Below are 17,138 nucleotides of genomic sequence, written 5' to 3'. Positions count from 1 at the left end.
CCTCTCACGGCTTGCCTACTGCTTACCGCACAGCGAGACGACCTTCTGCTCTTCCTCCGAGAGGGTCGGTCCTGAGCCTGGAGTGGGTGCGGTCGTGGACGGGGACTCGGACGGTTCGGGTGCCTCGGGCGAGCCCGACGGGTTCGGGCTGGGTGAGGCCTTGGACGTGAAGGAGGCGGGAGTGGTTCCCGTGGTGCCTCCGGCCTCGCCCTCGCCCGTCTTCGCGTTCTTCTCGGTCTCCGCGGTGCGCCGGTCGGCCTGCTTCTTGCAGGCGGAGGCCTGGACCGCCAGTTCCTCGATCTTGGCCCGGGCGTCGTTGAGGTCGCCCTCGGGGATGGTGGCCTCGACCAGTTTCTGCTGGTAGGGCGGCAGGTACTTGAGTTCGATCTCGGGGTGGTCCTTCTGGACCTTCGAGAGCGAGACCCAGGCGAGGTCCTGGCTGATGCCGCGGTACAGCGCGAGGTGGTCGTCCTTGGTGCCGACGTAGTACTGGGTCTGGGTCCAGCGCCAGCCGCCGTAGGTGCCGCCGCCGATGACGGCGAGGGCGAGGGCGGTGTAGAGGGACCGCTTGAGCCACTTGCGGTTCTTGCGGGGCTTGACGAAGTCGTCGGGGCCGTAGTCGTCGAAGCCGCCGGTGGGGATGAAGCCGGTGACGTCGCCGCTGCCGGGCGGGCCGAACTCGCCGCCCCCGCCGCGCTGTCCGCCGGGCCGGCCGAGGCCCGCGGCGCGGCCGGCCGGGGTCTGCATGATGCCGTTGTCGCCCATCTGGGCCTGGTTCTCGGCGACGGCGCCGACGACCACGGGGGTGTCGGAGAGCTGTGCGGCGAGGGTGTCGCCGGTGTCGAGGTCGAGGACGTCGGCGACGATGACGGTGATGTTGTCGGGGCCGCCGCCGCGCAGGGCGAGCTGGATCAGCTCCTGGACGGTCTCCTGGGGGCCCTGGTAGCTGGCGAGGGTGTCCTCCATCGTTTGGTGGGAGACGACGCCGGAGAGTCCGTCGGAGCAGATCAGGTAGCGGTCGCCGGCCCGCACCTCGCGGATGGACAGGTCGGGCTCGACGTGGTCGCCGCTGCCGAGGGCGCGCATCAGCAGGGAGCGCTGCGGGTGGGTGCCCGCCTCCTCCTCGGTGATCCGTCCCTCGTCGACGAGGCGCTGCACCCAGGTGTGGTCCTGGGTGATCTGGGTGAGGACGCCGTCGCGCAGCAGGTAGGCGCGGGAGTCGCCGACGTGGACCATGCCCAGGCGCTGGCCGGTCCACAGCAGGGCGGTGAGCGTGGTGCCCATGCCCTCCAGGGCGGGGTCCTCCTCGACCATCTGCCGCAGCTGGTCGTTGGCGCGCTGGACGGCGGCGCCGAGGGAGGTGAGGACGTCGGAGCCGGGCACGTCGTCGTCGAGGGCGACGATGGTGGAGATCACCTCGGAGGAGGCGACCTCACCGGCGGCCTGGCCGCCCATGCCGTCGGCGATGGCGAGCAGGCGGGGACCGGCGTAGCCGGAGTCCTCGTTGCCCTCCCGGATCATGCCCTTGTGGGAACCGGCGGCGAAGCGCAGTGACAGACTCATGCGCACCTCGCCCGTCGGCTCCGACTGCAGCCGGTCGTGTCGAGCCACACTGCCCACCCTCCGGTCGGGAGCGCGCCGGGGCCCGGGGTGCCGGCCGCCGCTGCGTGCTCGCTCCGCTCGCGCTCATTCATTGGTGTAGCACTACTTCCGCAGCTCGATGACGGTCTTGCCGATGCGGATCGGCGCCCCGGGGCCAATCGGTGTGGGGGTCGTCAGCCGGGCCCGGTCCAGGTAGGTGCCGTTGGTGGAGCCCAGGTCCTCGACGATCCACTGGCCGTTCTGGTCCGGGTAGATCCTGGCATGGCGGCTGGAGGCGTAGTCGTCGTCCAGCACGATCGTCGAGTCGTGTGCCCGGCCGAGCGTGATGGTCTGGCCCTGGAGGGCGACGGTGGTGCCGGTGAGGGTGCCCTCCGTCACGACCAGCTTGGTGGGCGCGCCCCGGCGGCCGCGGCCACCGCCGGACTGCTGGCGCTGCGGTGGAGGCGCCTGGCCCTGGCGCGTGGCGGTCTGCTGCGGTCGGGCGGCGTCGCGCCGCGCGCCGCGCTGGGTGACCCGCGTACCGAAGAGGTCGCTGCGGATGACCTGCACGGCCACGATCACGAACAGCCACAGTACGGCGAGAAAACCCAGCCGCATGACCGTGAGGGTCAGCTCTGACATTGCCCCCGGATCACCCTTCGGCTTGCCTGTAGATAACGGTGGTGCTGCCCACGACGATCCGCGAGCCGTCGCGGAGCGTAGCGCGGGTGGTGTGCTGCCCGTCCACCACGATGCCGTTGGTGGACCCGAGATCCTGGATCGTCGAGGGCGTTCCGGTCCGGATCTCGCAGTGCCGGCGGGAGACGCCGGGGTCGTCGATCCGCACGTCGGCCTCGGTGCTGCGTCCGAGCACGAGCGTCGCGCGGGAGATCTGGTGGCGGGTGCCGTTGATCTCGATCCAGTGGCGGGTGCGTCCGCCGGGTGCGGGTGCGGCCGGGGGCTGCTGGCCGCCGGCGGGCTGCGGGTAGCCGTAGCCGCCGGGGCGGCCGCCGGGTGGCGGCGCGGACGGCATGGGCGGGGCGCCCGCGGGGGCGGCGGCCGGCGGGTAGCCGTAACCACCGCCCGGTGCGGCGGGCCGCGCGGGCGGTGCCGGGGGTGCGGCGGGGCCCGGGCCGCCCTGGTGGCTGGTGGAGGAGGCGAGCGTACGGCTGCGCACCCGGTACAGGCCGGTGTCGAGGTCGTCCGCCTTCTCCAGGTGGACCTTGATCGGTCCCATGAAGGTGTAGCGCTGCTGCTTGGCGTAGTCGCGGACCATGCCGGCCAGCTCGTCGCCGAGCTGTCCGGAGTAGGGGCTGAGGCGCTCGAAGTCGGGCGTGCTCAGTTCCACGATGAAGTCGTTGGGCACGACGGTGCGGTCGCGGTTCCAGATGGTCGCGTTGTTGTCGCATTCGCGCTGGAGCGCTCCCGCGATCTCCACGGGCTGCACCTCGGACTTGAACACCTTCGCGAAGGTGCCGTTGACCAGACCTTCGAGACGCTGCTCGAACTTCTTCAGGACTCCCATGGGGCACCTCCTCCGTCGCTGCCGTCCTGTCGACTGCCTTGCGTGCTGCTGCCTTGCGTCGTGCTGCGTTGCGCCGTGCTGCCTCGCGCAGTGCCCTGCGTCCGTGCACTGCCCACCTGGTACTGCTTACTGATCGTATCCACGCGCCGGTCGATCGGCTGGTTCCCCCTGTCGGCCCGGTCGACGGGTGTCGACGCCTGACGGAGTTCCCGCCGGAGCTCCCCTTCGAACTCCCGCGGACCTTCGGGATGCGCTCCCGCAGGTAACTCATGCCCAGGATCGTAGAGGCGGCCGCAGACCAGTGTCCCGCACCTGACCGCGCTCCCCCACCGGCTCCTGGGGAGACGGGCCGGACCGGTACGAGGTTGATACGTGAACGGCCACGGACCGGGACGAGTGCCCGAAGGAGGTCGGGCGCCCCGGTCCGCCAGGGGAAAGGGATGTGAATCGACCCCTTCCAGCGTGCTAATGTTCTCGTGTCGGAAGGCGCCGGACCGCAAGGAAAGGCCCGGAAGACACACCCAATGCGCGGGTGGCGGAATAGGCAGACGCGCTGGATTCAGGTTCCAGTGCCCGCAAGGGCGTGGGGGTTCAACTCCCCCCTCGCGCACCACGGAGCATGGCAGATGCTCTGGATACGCAAAAAGACGGGGCGGCATCGTGAAGATGCCGCCCCGTTCTGCTGTGCGCCGGGCCGCGGAGCGGACCGCTCCCGGGGTCTGAGACTTTACTCACAGGGCCGTCGTCCGGCGGCCGGTGATCAGCCGGTGGCCTCCTCGGGAGCCGCCCGCTCCGTCGTGGTGCTGAGGACGGCGGCGAGTTCCCCGACGGTCTGTTCCCGCAGCAGCTGGTGCGAGGGGACGGGAATTCCCAGCGCCGACTCCAGGGTGCGCTGGAGGGCCAGCGCGGTCAGCGAGTCGATGCCCTGGGCGTACAGCGGCCGGGTCAGGGAGACCCGGTGGGCCGGCGGGACGTGGAGGTGGGGTGCCAGGCTGCGGCACAGGAACGTCTCGAAGGCCCGCACGCGGGCCGCGCCGTGGAGGTCTCGCAGGGCGTCGGTGTCGAGGGTGACTGGGTTGCCCGGCACGGTGGTGTCCTTTCGTCGGGTGCGGGTGCGGGTGCGGGTGCGGGTGCGGGTGCGGGTGCGGGTCGGTCAGGTGCGGGGGCGGGGCTGGGAGGCGCGCAGGGCGTGCGCTTCGGGACCGGGTCGCGGGCCGGCCCCGTCCGACCACGTCAGGTGGAACCGCCAGCGGTGGATCCGCCAGCCGTCGGGGGTGCGGACCGCCTCGGCCGCGCTGTGGCCGCCGATGTCGAAGCGGCCGCCGGGGTCGGGGCCGTCCTCGTGGTGCACGTGCGAGGCGACGAGGTGGACGCGGATCCGGGCGGTGTCGCCGTCGGTGGTGATGCCGTAGTTGGACGCCAGGTGATGGGTGCGGGCGAACCGGGACTTGCGGTCGAAGTGGAAGGCGGCGGCGCCCTCCCGTCCTTCCAGCGTGCCGACGGGGAACTCCAGCAGGCAGTCCTCGGTGAAGACCTCCGCGGGCCAGCCGTCGTCGAAACCGTTCTCGTCCTGGGTGTCCAGCAGGGTGACGTAGCGGTCGACCAGTCCGGCGATCTCCGTCCGGTCGCTCAGTGCCCGGACCTGGGCGCGCAGGGCGTCGAATTCGGCCCGGGCGAGGGTGACCGTGTCCGGGCCGGCGACGGGGCCGGAGGGTGGGCGGGTCATGGGGCGAGGTCCTTTCCGTGGGGTGGGCGGCCGCCCGGGCCGCCGGCGGTGTGCCAGCCGCGGGGGTCGCGGTGCGCGGCGGCGCGTTCCGGGCGGCGCCAGCCCGCGGTCGGCCGGGGGCGGGGCGGGCCGGGCGGGACGGCGCCGAGGGCGGCGGCGTGGGCGAGCAGGACGCTGGTGAGGGCGGCGATCTCGGCGGGGGTGGGCCGGCCCCGCAGGATCCGGACGACCGCGGTCCCGTCGGTGGCGTCCGCGCCGTCGGTCCCGCTCACTGCGGGGGGTTGCCGTGCTTGCGGCACGGCAGGTCGGCCTGTTTGCTGCGCAGCATCGACAGGGCCCCGACGAGGGCGCGCCGCGTGTCCCGCGGGTCGATCACGTCGTCGATGAGGCCGCGTTCGGCGGCGTAGTACGGATGCATCAGCTCCGCCTGGTACTCCTTGATCTTCTGCGCGCGGGTGCCCTCGGGGTCGTCCGACGCGGCGATCTCCCGGCGGAAGATGACATTGGCGGCGCCCTCGGCGCCCATCACCGCGATCTCGTTGGAGGGCCAGGCCAGCGCCAGGTCGGAGCCGATGGAGCGGGAGTCCATCACGATGTACGCGCCGCCGTAGGCCTTGCGCAGCACGAGGGAGACGCGCGGCACGGTGGCGTTGCAGTAGGCGTACAGCAGCTTGGCCCCGCGCCGGATGATGCCGTTGTGCTCCTGGTCGACGCCGGGCAGGAAGCCCGGGACGTCGATCAGCGTCACCAGCGGGATGTTGAAGGCGTCGCAGAACTGCACGAACCGCGCGGCCTTTTCACTCGCGTCGATGTCCAGGACCCCGGCGTACGACGTGGGTTGGTTGGCGACGATGCCCACGACCTCGCCGTCGAGCCGGGACAGGGCGCACACCATGTTGGTCGCCCAGCCGGGGTGCACCTCGAAGTAGTCGCCGTCGTCGACGATCTCCTCGATGACGGCGCGGATGTCGTAGACCCGGCCGGGGTCGTCGGGGACGATCTCCAGCAGCCGGTCGGTGCGCCGGTCGGCCGGGTCGGAGCCGGGCGCGGCCGGTGGCAGTTCGCGGTTGTTGGAGGGCAGCAGGGACAGCAGGTGGCGTACGTCCTCCAGGCAGCCGTGCACGTCGTCGTAGGCGAAGTGGGCGACGCCGGAGGCGGTGGCGTGGACGTCGGCGCCGCCGAGGGCGTCCTGGCTGATCTCTTCGCCCGTCACCGCCTTCACCACGTCCGGGCCGGTGATGAACATCTGCGCGATGTCGCGGACCATGAAGACGAAGTCGGTCAGCGCCGGTGAATAGGCGGCGCCGCCCGCGCAGGGGCCGAGCATCACGCTGATCTGCGGGATCACGCCGGAGGCCCTGGTGTTGCGCTGGAAGATGCCGCCGTAGCCGGCGAGCGCGCAGACGCCCTCCTGGATGCGGGCGCCCGCTCCGTCGTTGAGCGACACCAGGGGCGCGCCGGCCGAGATCGCCATGTCCATGATCTTGTGGATCTTCAGTGCGTGCGCTTCGCCGAGGGCGCCGCCGAACACCCGGAAGTCGTGGGCGTACACGAAGACCGTGCGGCCGTGGACGGTGCCCCAGCCGGTGATCACGCCGTCGGTGTAGGGGCGCTTCTTCTCGAGTCCGAAGCCGGTGGCGCGGTGCCGGCGCAACATCTCGACCTCGGTGAACGACCCCTCGTCGAGCAGGAGTTCGATCCGTTCGTGGGCGGTGAGCTTCCCCTTGGCGTGCTGCCGTTCGGTGGCCGTCGGGTCGCCGTGCCGGGCGGCCTGCTTGATCAGGCCGAGTTCCTCGATGCGCTCCTCGGCGCTCCACTGGCCCCGGTGCTCGCGCCGGTGCAGGGGCTGTCGCTCGGTGGTCTGCTCGGTCGTCTGATCGGCCGTCTGCTCGGTTCTCTGGTCGGTCGACATCGTCGTGTCACGCTCCCCAGTCGGATACGCGGGTGGTCACACCGCCGGCGGCCAGGTCCACCGACCCGTCGACGTGTGTCGCGGTGGGCGGCAGCCAGCGCACGGCGACCCGTTCGGGCGGCGCGCCGCGCACGGCGACGGCGGCGTTGTGCCGGGGGCCGGACGCCAGGTCCAGCAGCGTCCAGCCATCCGGCCGGCGGGCCTGGTCGGCGCCCAGGTAGTCCCGGGCGGGATCGCGGGACAGGCCGGTGCCCAGCGCCTTGAGGTAGGCCTCCTTGCGGGTCCAGATCCGGCCGAAGGCCGGGCGCCGCTCCTCGGGGCCCAGCCGTGCCAGCTCGGACTGCTCGTCGGGGTGCAGCGCCGCGGCGCACACCTCGACGGTCTCGGCCCGCGGCAGCCGCTCCACGTCCACGCCGAGCACGGCGCGGGAGACGGCCACCACGGCCATCCCGTGGCTGTGCGCCAGGGAGAAGTGCAGCGGCGGGTCGGGATGGCGGACGGCCGGTCTGCCGTGCGGTCCGGCGCACCCGGGGCAGGGCTCGCGCACGAACGGGACGCCCGCCGCGGGCAGCCCGAGGTAGGCGCCGAGCAGCCGGCGCAGCGCGATGTGCGCGGACGCGTACGTGACCCCGTCGGCGGGGCGGACGAAGGAGGCGGTGCGGCGGCGTTCCGGCTCGCTCAGCTCGTCCAGGGCGAGCGTCCCGGCCGCCGTGTCCAGCCGGGGGCGGCGCACCAGCCAGACGTCGAGGTGCCCGGGCACGGGCAGCCGCGGCGCGCCGGTCGCCGCGTCCGGCCGGTGCGCGAGCTGTCCGATCACGTCGTGCCCAGCGCGTCGTGCGCGACGAGGTGGTCGCCGCGCCCGTCGTGCTTGTGGAGGCTGTCCTCGGGGCCGAGCTGCCCGGCCAGGCAGTCGATCAGCTCGGCCGCGCTGTTGGCCCGCAGCAGCCGGTTGAGGTTGACGTCGACGCGCAGCACGGACTCCATGCGGCGTTGCAGTTCGAGGCCGTTGATGGACCCGATGCCCAGGCTGTTCATGGGGCGCCCCACGGTGTCGATGGTGTCCGGCGGCACCCGCAGCACGCGGGCCAGTTCGCCTCGTACGTAGACGTCGATGAGGCGGGTGCGCTCGGCCGGGTCGCAGGCGGCCAGGTGCGCCAGGTCGGGCGGCTCCGGCTCGGCGACGTGGTCCCGCTCGAACTCGTAGTCGAGGTCGTCCAGGTCGTCCAGGTCGTCGAAGACCCAGTTCCTCGTGGTCAGATCCATGATCGTCCCCCGTCGTGGAGTGGAAGGAGTGAACGTCAGGTGCGGGGTGCGGCCGTGCGGCCCGCGGCGCCGGGACCGGCGAGTCCGAAGAGCGAGGTGAGCACGCCGAGACCGCCGAGCGCGGCCACCAGGACCAGTGCCGGGCGGCAGGCGGCGAGCCGCGCCGCGGGCCCGCCGTCCCCGCCCGCACCGGCGAGCAGCGCCGCGACCAGCGCGACCGCGAGGACCGCGCCGAGTTGCACGGCGGTCTGGTAGAGCCCGCTGCCCGCACCGCGGTCGGCGGGCGCCAGCCCGGAGGTGGCCTGCACGTTGAGCGCGGCGAAGGACAGCACGAAGCCCAGCCCGACCAGCAGCAGCGTGGGCAGCAGCCGCCCGGTGTAGTCCAGGGGCCAGCCGGACCGCAGTTGCAGCAGACAGCCGGCGAACGCGCTGGCGGCACCGGCCGCGACGAGGCGCGGCGCACCGAACCGGGCGATCAGCCGCCCCGAGGCGAGCGCGGTGAGCGCCGGCGGCACGGCGGCCGGCAGCAGGGCCGCGGCCGCCATCGGCGGTGACCAGCCGGCGAGGGTCTGCGTCTGGTACGTCAGCACGAACAGCAGCCCGAGATAGGAGCCGTTGAGGCAGGCCGCGCCGAGGGCCGAGCGGATCAGGGCCCCGCTGCGCAGCAGCCGGAGAGGCAGCAGCGGGGCCGGCGCGGCGCGTTCCAGCGCCCGGAACCACGCCAGCAGCAGGGCCGCCGCCGCCACGGACCCGAGGAAGCGGACGTCGCCCCAGCCGTGCCCGGGCAGCGCGGTGACGCCGTGCACGAGGGCGAGCAGCGCGCCCGTGAGGGCGGCCGCGCCCCCCACGCCGTAGTGCCGGGGGGTGGCCGGGCGGCCGCCCGGCGGGCCGTCGCCGCCGGGGACCAGGCGCAGCGCGGCGGCGAAGAGCAGCAGGACGACGGGGGCCGGGAAGGCGAAGGCCAGCCGCCAGCTGTACGTGCTCAGCCAGCCGGACAGCAGCAGGCCCGCGGTGAACCCGCCGGCGCCGAAGAGGGTGTAGACGGAGACGGCACGGCTGCGGGCACGGCCCTCGGGGAAGGCGGTGGCGATGATGGCCAGCCCCGTGGGAGCCGTCAGCGCGGCGCAGAACCCCTTGACCAGCCGGGTCGCGACGAGCAGCGCGGGCTCCTGGGCGAAGGCGCTGAGCAGGGAGGCGGCGGCGAACCCGAGGAGCGCCACCAGATAGACCCGGCGACGGCCCAGCAGCGCCACCAGCCGGGTCCCGAAGAGCATGAGGGCGCCGAAGCCGGCGGCGAAGCCGGTCATCGCCCACTGCGCGCTCGTCAGGGGCAGCCCGAGGTCCGTGCCGATGGAGGGCAGTGCCACCACCGCCACGGACACCTCGAGCGCGTCGATGAGCATGTTGCCGGCGAGGACCAGCAGCAGCCCCCACAGCCGGGGGCTCCACCGTCCTTCCCCGGCGTCGGCCACCGGCCCGGGAACGGTCCTGGTCATGTCGTCAGCCCAGGAGGGTGCCGCCGCTGGCGTCGACGAAGGAGCCGGTGATCCAGCGGGCGTCGTCGGACACCAGGAAGGCGACGACGTCGGCGACGTCCTGCGGTTCGCCGACCCGGTTGAAGGCGGACAGCGCGGCCATCGCCTCGACCGCCTCGGGGATGTCGAACAGCGGGTTGCCGTTGCGGGTGATGCCCGGAGCGACGCTGTTCACCGTGATGCGGCGCGGGCCGAGCGCCTTCGCGAAGTGCAGCGCGAGCTGCTCCACGGCGCCCTTGCTCATCGCGTAGGCGATCTCGTCGGGGTTGGCGAACCGGGTCAGTCCGGAGGAGACGTTCACGATCCGGCCGCCGTCGGGCATGTTGGTGAGCGCCCGCTGGATGATGAAGAACGGCGCCCTGGCGTTCACGGCGACGATCCGGTCGAACTGCTCCGGCGTGGTGTCCTCGGCCTTGACGCCGCCCATCACCCCGGCGTTGTTGACCAGGATGTCCAGTTCGGTGGAGCCGGTGCGCTCCTTCAGCCCCTCCTCCAGGGCGAGGAACAGCTCGTGCACGTCGCCGGGGGCGCCGAGTTCGGCCCGCACGGCGAACGCCCGCCCGCCGTCCCGCTCGATGCCGTCGACGACCTCGGCGGCCGCGTCCTCGTTGGTGCCGTAGTGCACGACGACGAGTGCGCCGTCGCGGGCCAGCCGCTCGGCGGTGGCCCGTCCCATGCCCCGGCTGGCGCCCGTGACGAGCGCCGTGCGTCCGGTCAGACTGCCCATGTTCTCTCTCCTGCCGTGAGGTCGTGCCGCTTGGTGTCGTGCGGCTTGGTGTCGTGCGGCGGGGTGGCGTGCGGGGCGCGGCCGCCCGTCGGTGTGCCCGTCGCGGTGGGGGGCCGTTCCGGCCTCCTCGTCGGGGACGAACCAGTGGGCGAGCGCCGTCCGCAGGCCGTCCGGTGCGTCGCCCGTCCAGGCGATGTGGCCGTCGGGGCGGACGAGGACGGCGGCGGCGTCCCGCAGCGGGCCGTCCCCGGCCGGCGGGACGGTCACGGTGTCGACGGCGCCCGCGAAGGGGCGTGCGGCGCGCACGAGGGCCTCGCGCGGGTCCCCGTCGCCGGTCGCCACGAGGAGCACCCCCCGGGCCCGGCGCAGGGCCTCCTGCGTGCTGCCGTGGTCGCCGGGCGGCGGGCCGGGCAGCCGCGCGCCCACCGGGGCCGGGTCCTCGTCTGCGCCGTAGCGGACGTCGAGACCGCTGATCAGTCCGGCCAGGTGCGTCCGGACCGGTTCGTACGGGATCAGTTCGCCGATCACCGAGCGCAGCGCCTCCACCTCGGGGCCGCCGAGCAGCAGGCGGGCCTGCGCGCGGATGGTGGACAGCACGCGCCGTCCGACCGCGTGCCGCTCCCGGTGGTACGTGTCCAGGAGGCCTTCGGGGGCCCGGCCGGACACGGTGGCCGCGAGTTTCCAGCCCAGGTTGGCCGCGTCCTGGAGGCCCAGGTTGAGTGCCTGGCCGCCGATCGGCATCTGCTGGTGGGCGGCGTCGCCGGCCAGCAGGATCCGCCCTTGGCGGTAGTGCTCGGCCTGCCGGGAGGCGTCCCCGAAGGAGTTCACCCACAGCGGGGTGCCGCCGGAGACGTCCTCGCCGGTGACGTCCCGCCAGGCCGCCACGACGTCCCCGAAGTCCGGTTCCCCGGCGCCGCGCGGCGGGGAACCGAAGCGGTGGACCATCACGCGGGTGACGCCGTCGCCGCGCCGGGCCGCGATCGCCAGTCCCTTCGGCAGCCGCTGGAAGCGCCGGTCGGGGATCTCGAGGCCGTCGACGTCGGCGCGCAGCAGCTCCCGTTCGGCGTCGGCGCCCGGGAAGCCGATTCCGGCCAGCCGGCGTACGGCCGACCGCTCGCCGTCGCAGCCCACGGCGTAGCGGGCGGTGAACGTGGTGCGCCGGCCCGCGTGCTCGGCCACCACCCGCACCCGGTGGGCGTCCTGCTCGACGGAGACGACGCGGTGGCCGCGCAGCACGCGCACCCCGAGGCGTTCCGCCCGGGCGCCGAGGATCGCCTCGGTGCGCACCTGCGGGACCTTCCACTGCCCGGGGTGGGAGCTGGGCAGCGTCAGGTCCAGGGGGAGGCCACCGAAGTGGCCCCGTGGCTCGCACGGCGGGAGCGGGTCCGCGAAGCCGCCGGGGGCGTCCAGCAGACCGCGCTGCCGGAGGATCTCCATCGTCCGCGCGTGCAGCGTGGAGGCGCGGGACTCGGTGGTCGGGGTGGCCAGCCGTTCCAGCACGGTCACCTCGGCGCCGCCGAGCCGCAGTTCGCCGGCGAGCATCAGCCCGACGGGGCCGGCGCCGACCACGACGACCTGCGGGGCGGCTGTGTCTGTGCCGGCCGTGTCGGCCGTGTCGGCACCGGACACGGGTCAGCGCCTCGCCTCGGCGTAGTCACGGGCATGGCCCAGCGTGGCCCGGCTGTTGGTGCTCAGCGCGGTGCGCACGTACTCGCGGGCCTCGGCGACCCCCGCCTCTGGACCCAGGATCCGCTCGATGTTCTCGGGGCGCAGCACGACGGTGTGCTGCGAGGACGCGGTGGCGCCGGTGTCCGTGTCGCGGAAGGTCCAGTAGCCGGTGTGCAGGCTCATCAGGGCCGGCAGCGTGGTCTGCTTGTAGGCGATCTTCCGGCCCTCCAGGCACACCCGGTAGGACCGGGTGGTGTGGGTGGAGCCGTCCTTGGCCCGGGTGTCCATCTCCAGGGTCTGCAGGCCGGGGGTGTCCTCGGTGAGGCGCACGGTCGCCACGTGCGGCAGCCGCTCGGCCCACCGGCCGGCCTCGTTGACGAAGTCGTAGGCGTCCTTGGCGGAGCCGTCGATGGCGACGGTGTCCTCGAAGGAGAAGGTCAGTTCCTCGGAGGCGGTGGCGAGTTCGACGTTGGTCTTCAGCGCCGCGAGCTCCGTGCGGGAGTTGCGGTCGACGGCCTCCTCGATCCAGGCCAGGCCGGCGGGGTCGTCGTCGACTGCCGTGTAGTCGTGGAGCAGCCGGACGCGCGCGGTGTGCTCGCCGGCCGGCTCGACGATCCAGGTGCCGCCCATGGTGGCGACCGGGGGCGTGGAGACCTGCTGCCGGAAGGTGATCCGCAGGTTCCCGGGGTCCAGGACCCGGCGCGAGGTCCAGTTCTTGGCCTCGCCGTTGGCGGTGGCCCAGATCCTGATCAGTTCCTCGTCGCCGGAGCGCTCCAGGTGGTCGACGTAGATGGTCGGCGGGAAGACGCGCGGCCAGTTCGTCACGTCGGCGATCAGCCGGTAGACGTCGCCGGCCGGGGCCGAGACCGTGATCTCGTGCTCGACTTCCCGTGGCTCGGATGCGGACATGGGGGATCTCCTCGTCGGGGTGGGCGGTGGTGGCCGGGTCAGAAGTTGCCGAGGCCGCCGCAGACGTTCAGGGCCTGTGCGGTGATGGACGCGGCGGTGTCGGAGGCGAGGTAGCCGACGAGGCCGGCGACCTCCTCGGGCGTGGAGTAGCGCCCGAGCGGGATCTTGGCCTGGAACTTGTCGAGGATGGCGTCCTCGGTGGTGTCGTAGGCGGCGGCGTATCCGGCGCGCACGCGCTGCGCCATCGGCGTCTCCACGTAGCCGGGGCAGACGGCGTTGACGGTGATGCCGGTGGGGGCGAGTTCGTTGCCGAGGGCCTTGGTGAAACCGACCACCCCGTGCTTGGAGGCGGAGTAGGGGGCGCCGAGGATCACGCCCTGCTTGCCCGCGGTGGAGGCGATGTTGATGATCCGGCCGCGGTCCTTGCCGCGCATGCCGCCGGTGGTCAGCACGGCGCGGGTCAGCCGGAAGACGCTGTTCAGGTTGGTCTCGACGACGTCGTACCAGAGTTCGTCGTCGATGTCGGCGGTGACGCCGCCGCCGGACCGGCCCGCGTTGTTGACCAGGACGTCCACGGTGCCGTAGCGGTCCACGGCGGACTGGACGAAGGTCTCGATGGACAGCGCGGAGCGGACGTCCAGGACGGAGCCGTCGACGTCGAGGCCCTCGGCGCGCAGTTCCTTCACGGTGGTGCTGACGTTCTCGGGATCGCGGGAGCCGATGAAGACCCGGTGCCCCTGCTCGGCCAGCAGCCGCGCGGCGGCGCGGCCGATGCCGCTGGTGGCCCCGGAGACGAGGGCGACCCGCTGATGCTTGTCGGACATGACTGGTACTCCCTTGTGGGTGCTGGGTGGACGGCCGCGTCCGGTGCCGCCGCGGCCGGGCCGGGACAGGCCCTGGGGTGACCCGGCCGCGGCGGGCAGTGGGGGGCCCGGGACAGGTGGGTCAGGCGGCGGCGGGCAGGCCGGCGAGCTGCGTGTTGACCAGGCCCAGCAGGGCCCGGGGCGTCGTCGCCTCGGTCACCACGGAGTCGTCGAGCGTGATGCCGTACTCCCGCTCTATGCGGCCGCAGGTTTCGAGGATGGCCAGGGACTCGTAGCTGAGCTCCTCGAAGTCGGTGTCGAGGATGTCGCCGTCGAGATCCACGCTCTCGTCGGCGCCTGCCGCCTCCAGCAGGACGCGCCGGAGGTCGTCGAGGGTGAAGGACTGCGTGGGCATGGGTGGGGTCCTCTCTGTCGGTGCCCCGCGTCCCGGGCGGGCCCCGGGGCGCGGACGGACGAACGCCCGCCGCCCGGTCCGGCGTGGGGGACACGGATGACGGACCGGGAGGCGGGCGCGTTGGGGGGAGCACGGGAAGACCGGCCCCGCCGGAGCCGGGGCGTGCGCCGGCCGGGCGGAGGGGAGGGGAGGCCGGGTGGCGTCCGGCGGCGGCCGGTCGTGCTCGTGGGGCGGGAGGTCAGGGGGTGCGGACGACCAGGGCCGAGTTGAAGCCGCCCTCGCCACGGGCGAGGACCAGGGCGGTGCGGAGGTCGGCGGGGCGCGCCTCGGTGACCAGGTCGAGGTCGTAGGAGGTGTCCGGGTCGACGTTGGTGGTGGCGGGGACGAGGCCGTCCCGGGCGGCGAGCAGGGCGGTCGCCACGTCCAGCGGGGCGGCACCCGAGTAGAGGCGTCCGGTCATCGTCTTGGGCGCGGTGACCGGCACGCCGTGCGGCCCGAAGACCGCGTTGAGCGCGTCCGCCTCCGCCCGGTCCAGCTCCGGCACCGCGGCCGCGTCCGCGAACACGACGTCGACGTCGCCCGCGTCCACGCCCGCGTCGGCGAGGGCGAGCTCGATCGCCTTGCGCAGGCCCGGCGGCCGGCCGCTGCCGGGGGCGGGGTCGAACGTGGCCCCGTAGCCGGCGATCTCGCCGTACACCCGGGCGCCGCGCTCGGCGGCCGACCGCTCCGACTCCAGGACGAGCAGCGCGCCGCCCTCGGCGGGCACGTGTCCGCTCGCCGCCGCGTCGAAGGGCAGGTAGGCCCGCTCGGGCTCCTGCTCGGTGGTCAGCCGGCCGCCGGCCAGCTGCGCCACCCAGCCCCACGGGCAGATCGAGGCGTCGATCGACCCGGACATGATCAGCCGGGTGCCCTTGCGGATCTGCCGCCGCGCGTGCGCCAGCGCGTCCAGCCCGCCGGCCTGGTCGGAGACGAGGACGCCGCTCGGGCCCTTCATGCCGTTGCGGATGGAGATCTGGCCGCTGTTGACGGCGTAGAACCAGGCGAAGGACTGGTAGGCGGAGACGTACTGGCTGCCCCGGCTCCACAGGTTGCGCAGCTCGCCCTGGCCGAACTCGAAGCCGCCGGAGCAGCTCGCGGTGACCACGCCCATGTCGTAGGCGGGCAGGTCGGCGGGCACGGTGCCGGCGTCGGCCAGCGCCCAGTCGGCGGCCACGAGGGCGAGCCGGGTCATCCGGTCGGTCTGCGCCAGCAGCCGGTTGGGCAGGTGGTCGGCCGCGTTGAAGCCGGGCACCTCGCCGGCCAGCCGCGCCGGGTACGAGGACGGGTCGAAGCGGGTGATGCGGGCGATGCCGCTCTTCCCGGCCCGGGTGGCCGCCCAGTAGTCGGCCGTGCCCAGGCCGTTGGGCGCGGCGATGCCGAGCCCCGTCACCACGGTCCGTGCGGTGGCCGTGCTCATGCGGCGCTCCTCTCCGGTCGGGCGAGCACCATCGCGCTCTGGAAGCCGCCGAACCCGCTGCCGACGGTCAGTACCGCGTCGGTGCGGTGCTCGCGCGCCGTCAGCGGTACGTAGTCGAGGTCGCACTCGGGGTCGGGGGTGTGCAGGTTGGCCGTCGGCGGCACCACGCCGTGCTCCATGGCGAGGACCGAGGCGGCGATCTCGATCGAGCCGATCGCACCGAGCGAGTGTCCGACCATGGACTTGATGGAGGACACCGGCGTCCGGTAGGCGTGGTCGCCCAGGCTCTTCTTGAAGGCGGCGGTCTCGTGGCGGTCGTTCTGCTTGGTGCCCGAACCGTGCGCGTTGATGTAGTCGACGTCCTCGGGGTTGAGCCGGGCCTCGTCCAGCGCGACCGTGATGGCCTCGGCCATCTCGGCGCCGTCCGGGCGCAGGCCCGTCATGTGGAAGGCGTTGCAGCGCGAGGCGTAGCCGGCGATCTCGGCGTAGATGTGTGCGCCGCGCCGCCGGGCGGCCTCCAGCTCCTCCAGCACGAACACCGCGGAGCCCTCGCCGAGCACGAAACCGTTGCGCGTGCCGTCGAAGGGCCGCGAGGCGTGTTCCGGGTCGTCGTTGCGGGGAGTGGTGGCCTTGATGGCATCGAAGCAGGCCAGGGTGATCGGTGAGATGGGCGCGTCGGTGGCCCCGGCCACCACGGCGCACGCCGAACCCTCGCGGATCAGCTCCACGGCGTGCCCGACGGAGTCGAGCCCGGAGGTGCAGCCGGTGGAGACGACCGTGGCCGGGCCCTCGGCGCCCGCCGCCCACGCCACCTCGGCGGCCAGGGAGCTGGGCACGAGGTAGTTGTACAGGTGCGGCACGGCGTACCGGTGGTCCACCAGGTCGAGCCGGCCGCCGTCGCTGACGACGCGGTACTCCTGGTCGAGGCCCATGGTGGCGCCGACCGCGCTTCCGATGGTGACCCCGACCCGGTACGGGTCGGCGCCGGACAGGTCGAGTCCGCTGTCGGCGAGCGCCTCGCGGGCGGTGACCACCGCCAGTTGGGCCGCCCGGTCCATCCGGCGGATCTCCTGGGGACTCAGCCCGTGTTCCTCGGGGTCGAAGTCGATCTCGGCGGCGACCCGGGACCGGAAGGCGGAGGGGTCGAAGAAGGTGATCCCCCGGGTGGCGGTGCGGCCCTCGCTGAGCAGGCTCCAGAAGTTCTTCCGGCCCACCCCGCCGGGCGCGGTGACGCCGACGCCCGTGATGACCACTCGTCTGGCGCTCACGCCCGGCCCTCCCAGTCGTAGAAGCGGGTGGCGAGGGCGTCGGCGGGCGAGCGCCAGGTCGCCGGGTCGTACGCCTGGATGAACGGCTTGAGGTCCTCGCTGATCCGCACGAACCTGTCGTCGGTCTTCGCCTGCTCGATCAGCTCTCCGCCGTTGTCACCGTCGAAGTCCTGAAGGTGGAAGTAGAGGCCGCGGTAGGCGAAGAGCTGGCGGCGCCGGGTGCCCATCAGGTGGGGCATCTCGGTGCCGTCGAACTCGCCGAAGAGCCGGGCGACCTCGGTGCTGCTGCCCGGGTCCATCCGGGCGACGATCAACGTGCTGTGCATGGTCTCTCCTCTGGGCGGGTGGGG

General features: G+C 73.4%; 17 protein-coding genes and 1 tRNA gene. 1 reads left to right on the top strand and 17 read right to left on the bottom strand.

All coding sequences use genetic code 11. From position 1 onward, the window contains the following. Positions 1-15: 15 nt before the first annotated feature. The 3 genes from C4J65_RS16275 to fhaA form a co-directional block, all read right to left on the bottom strand. The gene (locus C4J65_RS16275; RefSeq protein WP_115746481.1) at positions 16-1,563 is read right to left on the bottom strand and encodes a Stp1/IreP family PP2C-type Ser/Thr phosphatase; all 1,548 of its coding nucleotides are present in this window, start codon (positions 1,561-1,563) and stop codon (positions 16-18) included. A gap of 141 nt (positions 1,564-1,704) precedes the next feature. Beyond that, on the bottom strand, positions 1,705-2,223 hold the full coding sequence (gene fhaB, locus C4J65_RS16270; RefSeq protein ID WP_003975090.1) for an antibiotic biosynthesis regulator FhaB: 519 nt from the start codon (positions 2,221-2,223) through the stop codon (positions 1,705-1,707). Between the two features lie 10 nt (positions 2,224-2,233). Then, the gene (gene fhaA, locus C4J65_RS16265) at positions 2,234-3,106 is read right to left on the bottom strand and encodes an antibiotic biosynthesis regulator FhaA (protein ID WP_115743060.1); all 873 of its coding nucleotides are present in this window, start codon (positions 3,104-3,106) and stop codon (positions 2,234-2,236) included. Positions 3,107-3,632: 526 nt separating this feature from the next. Between fhaA and C4J65_RS16260 the strand changes: the two genes are divergently transcribed. Continuing rightward, positions 3,633-3,719 (top strand) — tRNA-Leu (locus C4J65_RS16260). A gap of 147 nt (positions 3,720-3,866) precedes the next feature. Here the strand turns inward: C4J65_RS16260 and C4J65_RS16255 are convergent. From C4J65_RS16255 to C4J65_RS16185, 14 genes are all read right to left on the bottom strand, one after another. Then, on the bottom strand, positions 3,867-4,193 hold the full coding sequence (locus C4J65_RS16255) for an acyl carrier protein (protein ID WP_115743059.1): 327 nt from the start codon (positions 4,191-4,193) through the stop codon (positions 3,867-3,869). A gap of 66 nt (positions 4,194-4,259) precedes the next feature. Next, positions 4,260-4,832: a nuclear transport factor 2 family protein gene (locus C4J65_RS16245; protein WP_115743058.1), complete on the bottom strand. Its 573-nt coding sequence runs from the start codon at positions 4,830-4,832 to the stop codon at positions 4,260-4,262. Continuing rightward, complete coding sequence (locus C4J65_RS16240) at positions 4,829-5,104, bottom strand: acyl-CoA carboxylase epsilon subunit (protein ID WP_115743057.1); 276 nt, start codon at positions 5,102-5,104, stop codon at positions 4,829-4,831. The genes C4J65_RS16245 and C4J65_RS16240 overlap by 4 nt, the downstream gene beginning before the upstream one ends. Continuing rightward, a complete protein-coding gene (locus tag C4J65_RS16235) occupies positions 5,101-6,744 on the bottom strand; it encodes an acyl-CoA carboxylase subunit beta (protein ID WP_115743056.1) in 1,644 nt (547 codons plus the stop codon). Before C4J65_RS16235 ends, C4J65_RS16240 begins: the two co-directional genes overlap by 4 nt. A gap of 7 nt (positions 6,745-6,751) precedes the next feature. After that, a complete protein-coding gene (locus C4J65_RS16230; protein ID WP_115743055.1) occupies positions 6,752-7,561 on the bottom strand; it encodes a 4'-phosphopantetheinyl transferase superfamily protein in 810 nt (269 codons plus the stop codon). After that, a complete protein-coding gene (locus C4J65_RS16225) occupies positions 7,558-8,007 on the bottom strand; it encodes an acyl carrier protein (RefSeq protein WP_115743054.1) in 450 nt (149 codons plus the stop codon). Before C4J65_RS16225 ends, C4J65_RS16230 begins: the two co-directional genes overlap by 4 nt. A gap of 35 nt (positions 8,008-8,042) precedes the next feature. After that, positions 8,043-9,503 carry an MFS transporter gene (locus tag C4J65_RS16220; RefSeq protein ID WP_115743053.1) on the bottom strand — a complete coding sequence of 487 codons (1,461 nt, stop codon included), beginning with the start codon at positions 9,501-9,503 and terminating at the stop codon, positions 8,043-8,045. A 4-nt stretch (positions 9,504-9,507) separates the two neighbouring features. Beyond that, on the bottom strand, positions 9,508-11,898 hold the full coding sequence (locus C4J65_RS16215; RefSeq protein WP_275898155.1) for an SDR family oxidoreductase: 2,391 nt from the start codon (positions 11,896-11,898) through the stop codon (positions 9,508-9,510). Between the two features lie 3 nt (positions 11,899-11,901). Next, complete coding sequence (locus tag C4J65_RS16210) at positions 11,902-12,846, bottom strand: aromatase/cyclase (RefSeq protein ID WP_115743052.1); 945 nt, start codon at positions 12,844-12,846, stop codon at positions 11,902-11,904. 38 nt (positions 12,847-12,884) lie between these two features. Continuing rightward, complete coding sequence (gene fabG, locus C4J65_RS16205; protein ID WP_115743051.1) at positions 12,885-13,670, bottom strand: 3-oxoacyl-ACP reductase FabG; 786 nt, start codon at positions 13,668-13,670, stop codon at positions 12,885-12,887. A gap of 121 nt (positions 13,671-13,791) precedes the next feature. Next, positions 13,792-14,064, bottom strand: coding sequence for an acyl carrier protein (locus tag C4J65_RS16200; protein ID WP_115743050.1), 273 nt, complete (start codon positions 14,062-14,064; stop codon positions 13,792-13,794). Positions 14,065-14,302: 238 nt separating this feature from the next. Next, positions 14,303-15,520, bottom strand: a complete 1,218-nt coding sequence (locus C4J65_RS16195; protein ID WP_115743049.1) for a ketosynthase chain-length factor — start codon at positions 15,518-15,520, stop codon at positions 14,303-14,305. Beyond that, positions 15,517-16,788: a beta-ketoacyl-[acyl-carrier-protein] synthase family protein gene (locus C4J65_RS16190; protein WP_061443597.1), complete on the bottom strand. Its 1,272-nt coding sequence runs from the start codon at positions 16,786-16,788 to the stop codon at positions 15,517-15,519. The genes C4J65_RS16195 and C4J65_RS16190 overlap by 4 nt, the downstream gene beginning before the upstream one ends. Continuing rightward, positions 16,785-17,114 carry a TcmI family type II polyketide cyclase gene (locus tag C4J65_RS16185; protein WP_061443596.1) on the bottom strand — a complete coding sequence of 110 codons (330 nt, stop codon included), beginning with the start codon at positions 17,112-17,114 and terminating at the stop codon, positions 16,785-16,787. The genes C4J65_RS16190 and C4J65_RS16185 overlap by 4 nt, the downstream gene beginning before the upstream one ends. Between the last annotated feature and the right edge of the window lie 24 nt (positions 17,115-17,138).

It is taken from the genome of Streptomyces sp. CB09001, assembly GCF_003369795.1.
GTDB lineage: Bacteria > Actinomycetota > Actinomycetes > Streptomycetales > Streptomycetaceae > Streptomyces.
This window is presented reverse-complemented; position numbering and strand designations above follow the sequence as displayed.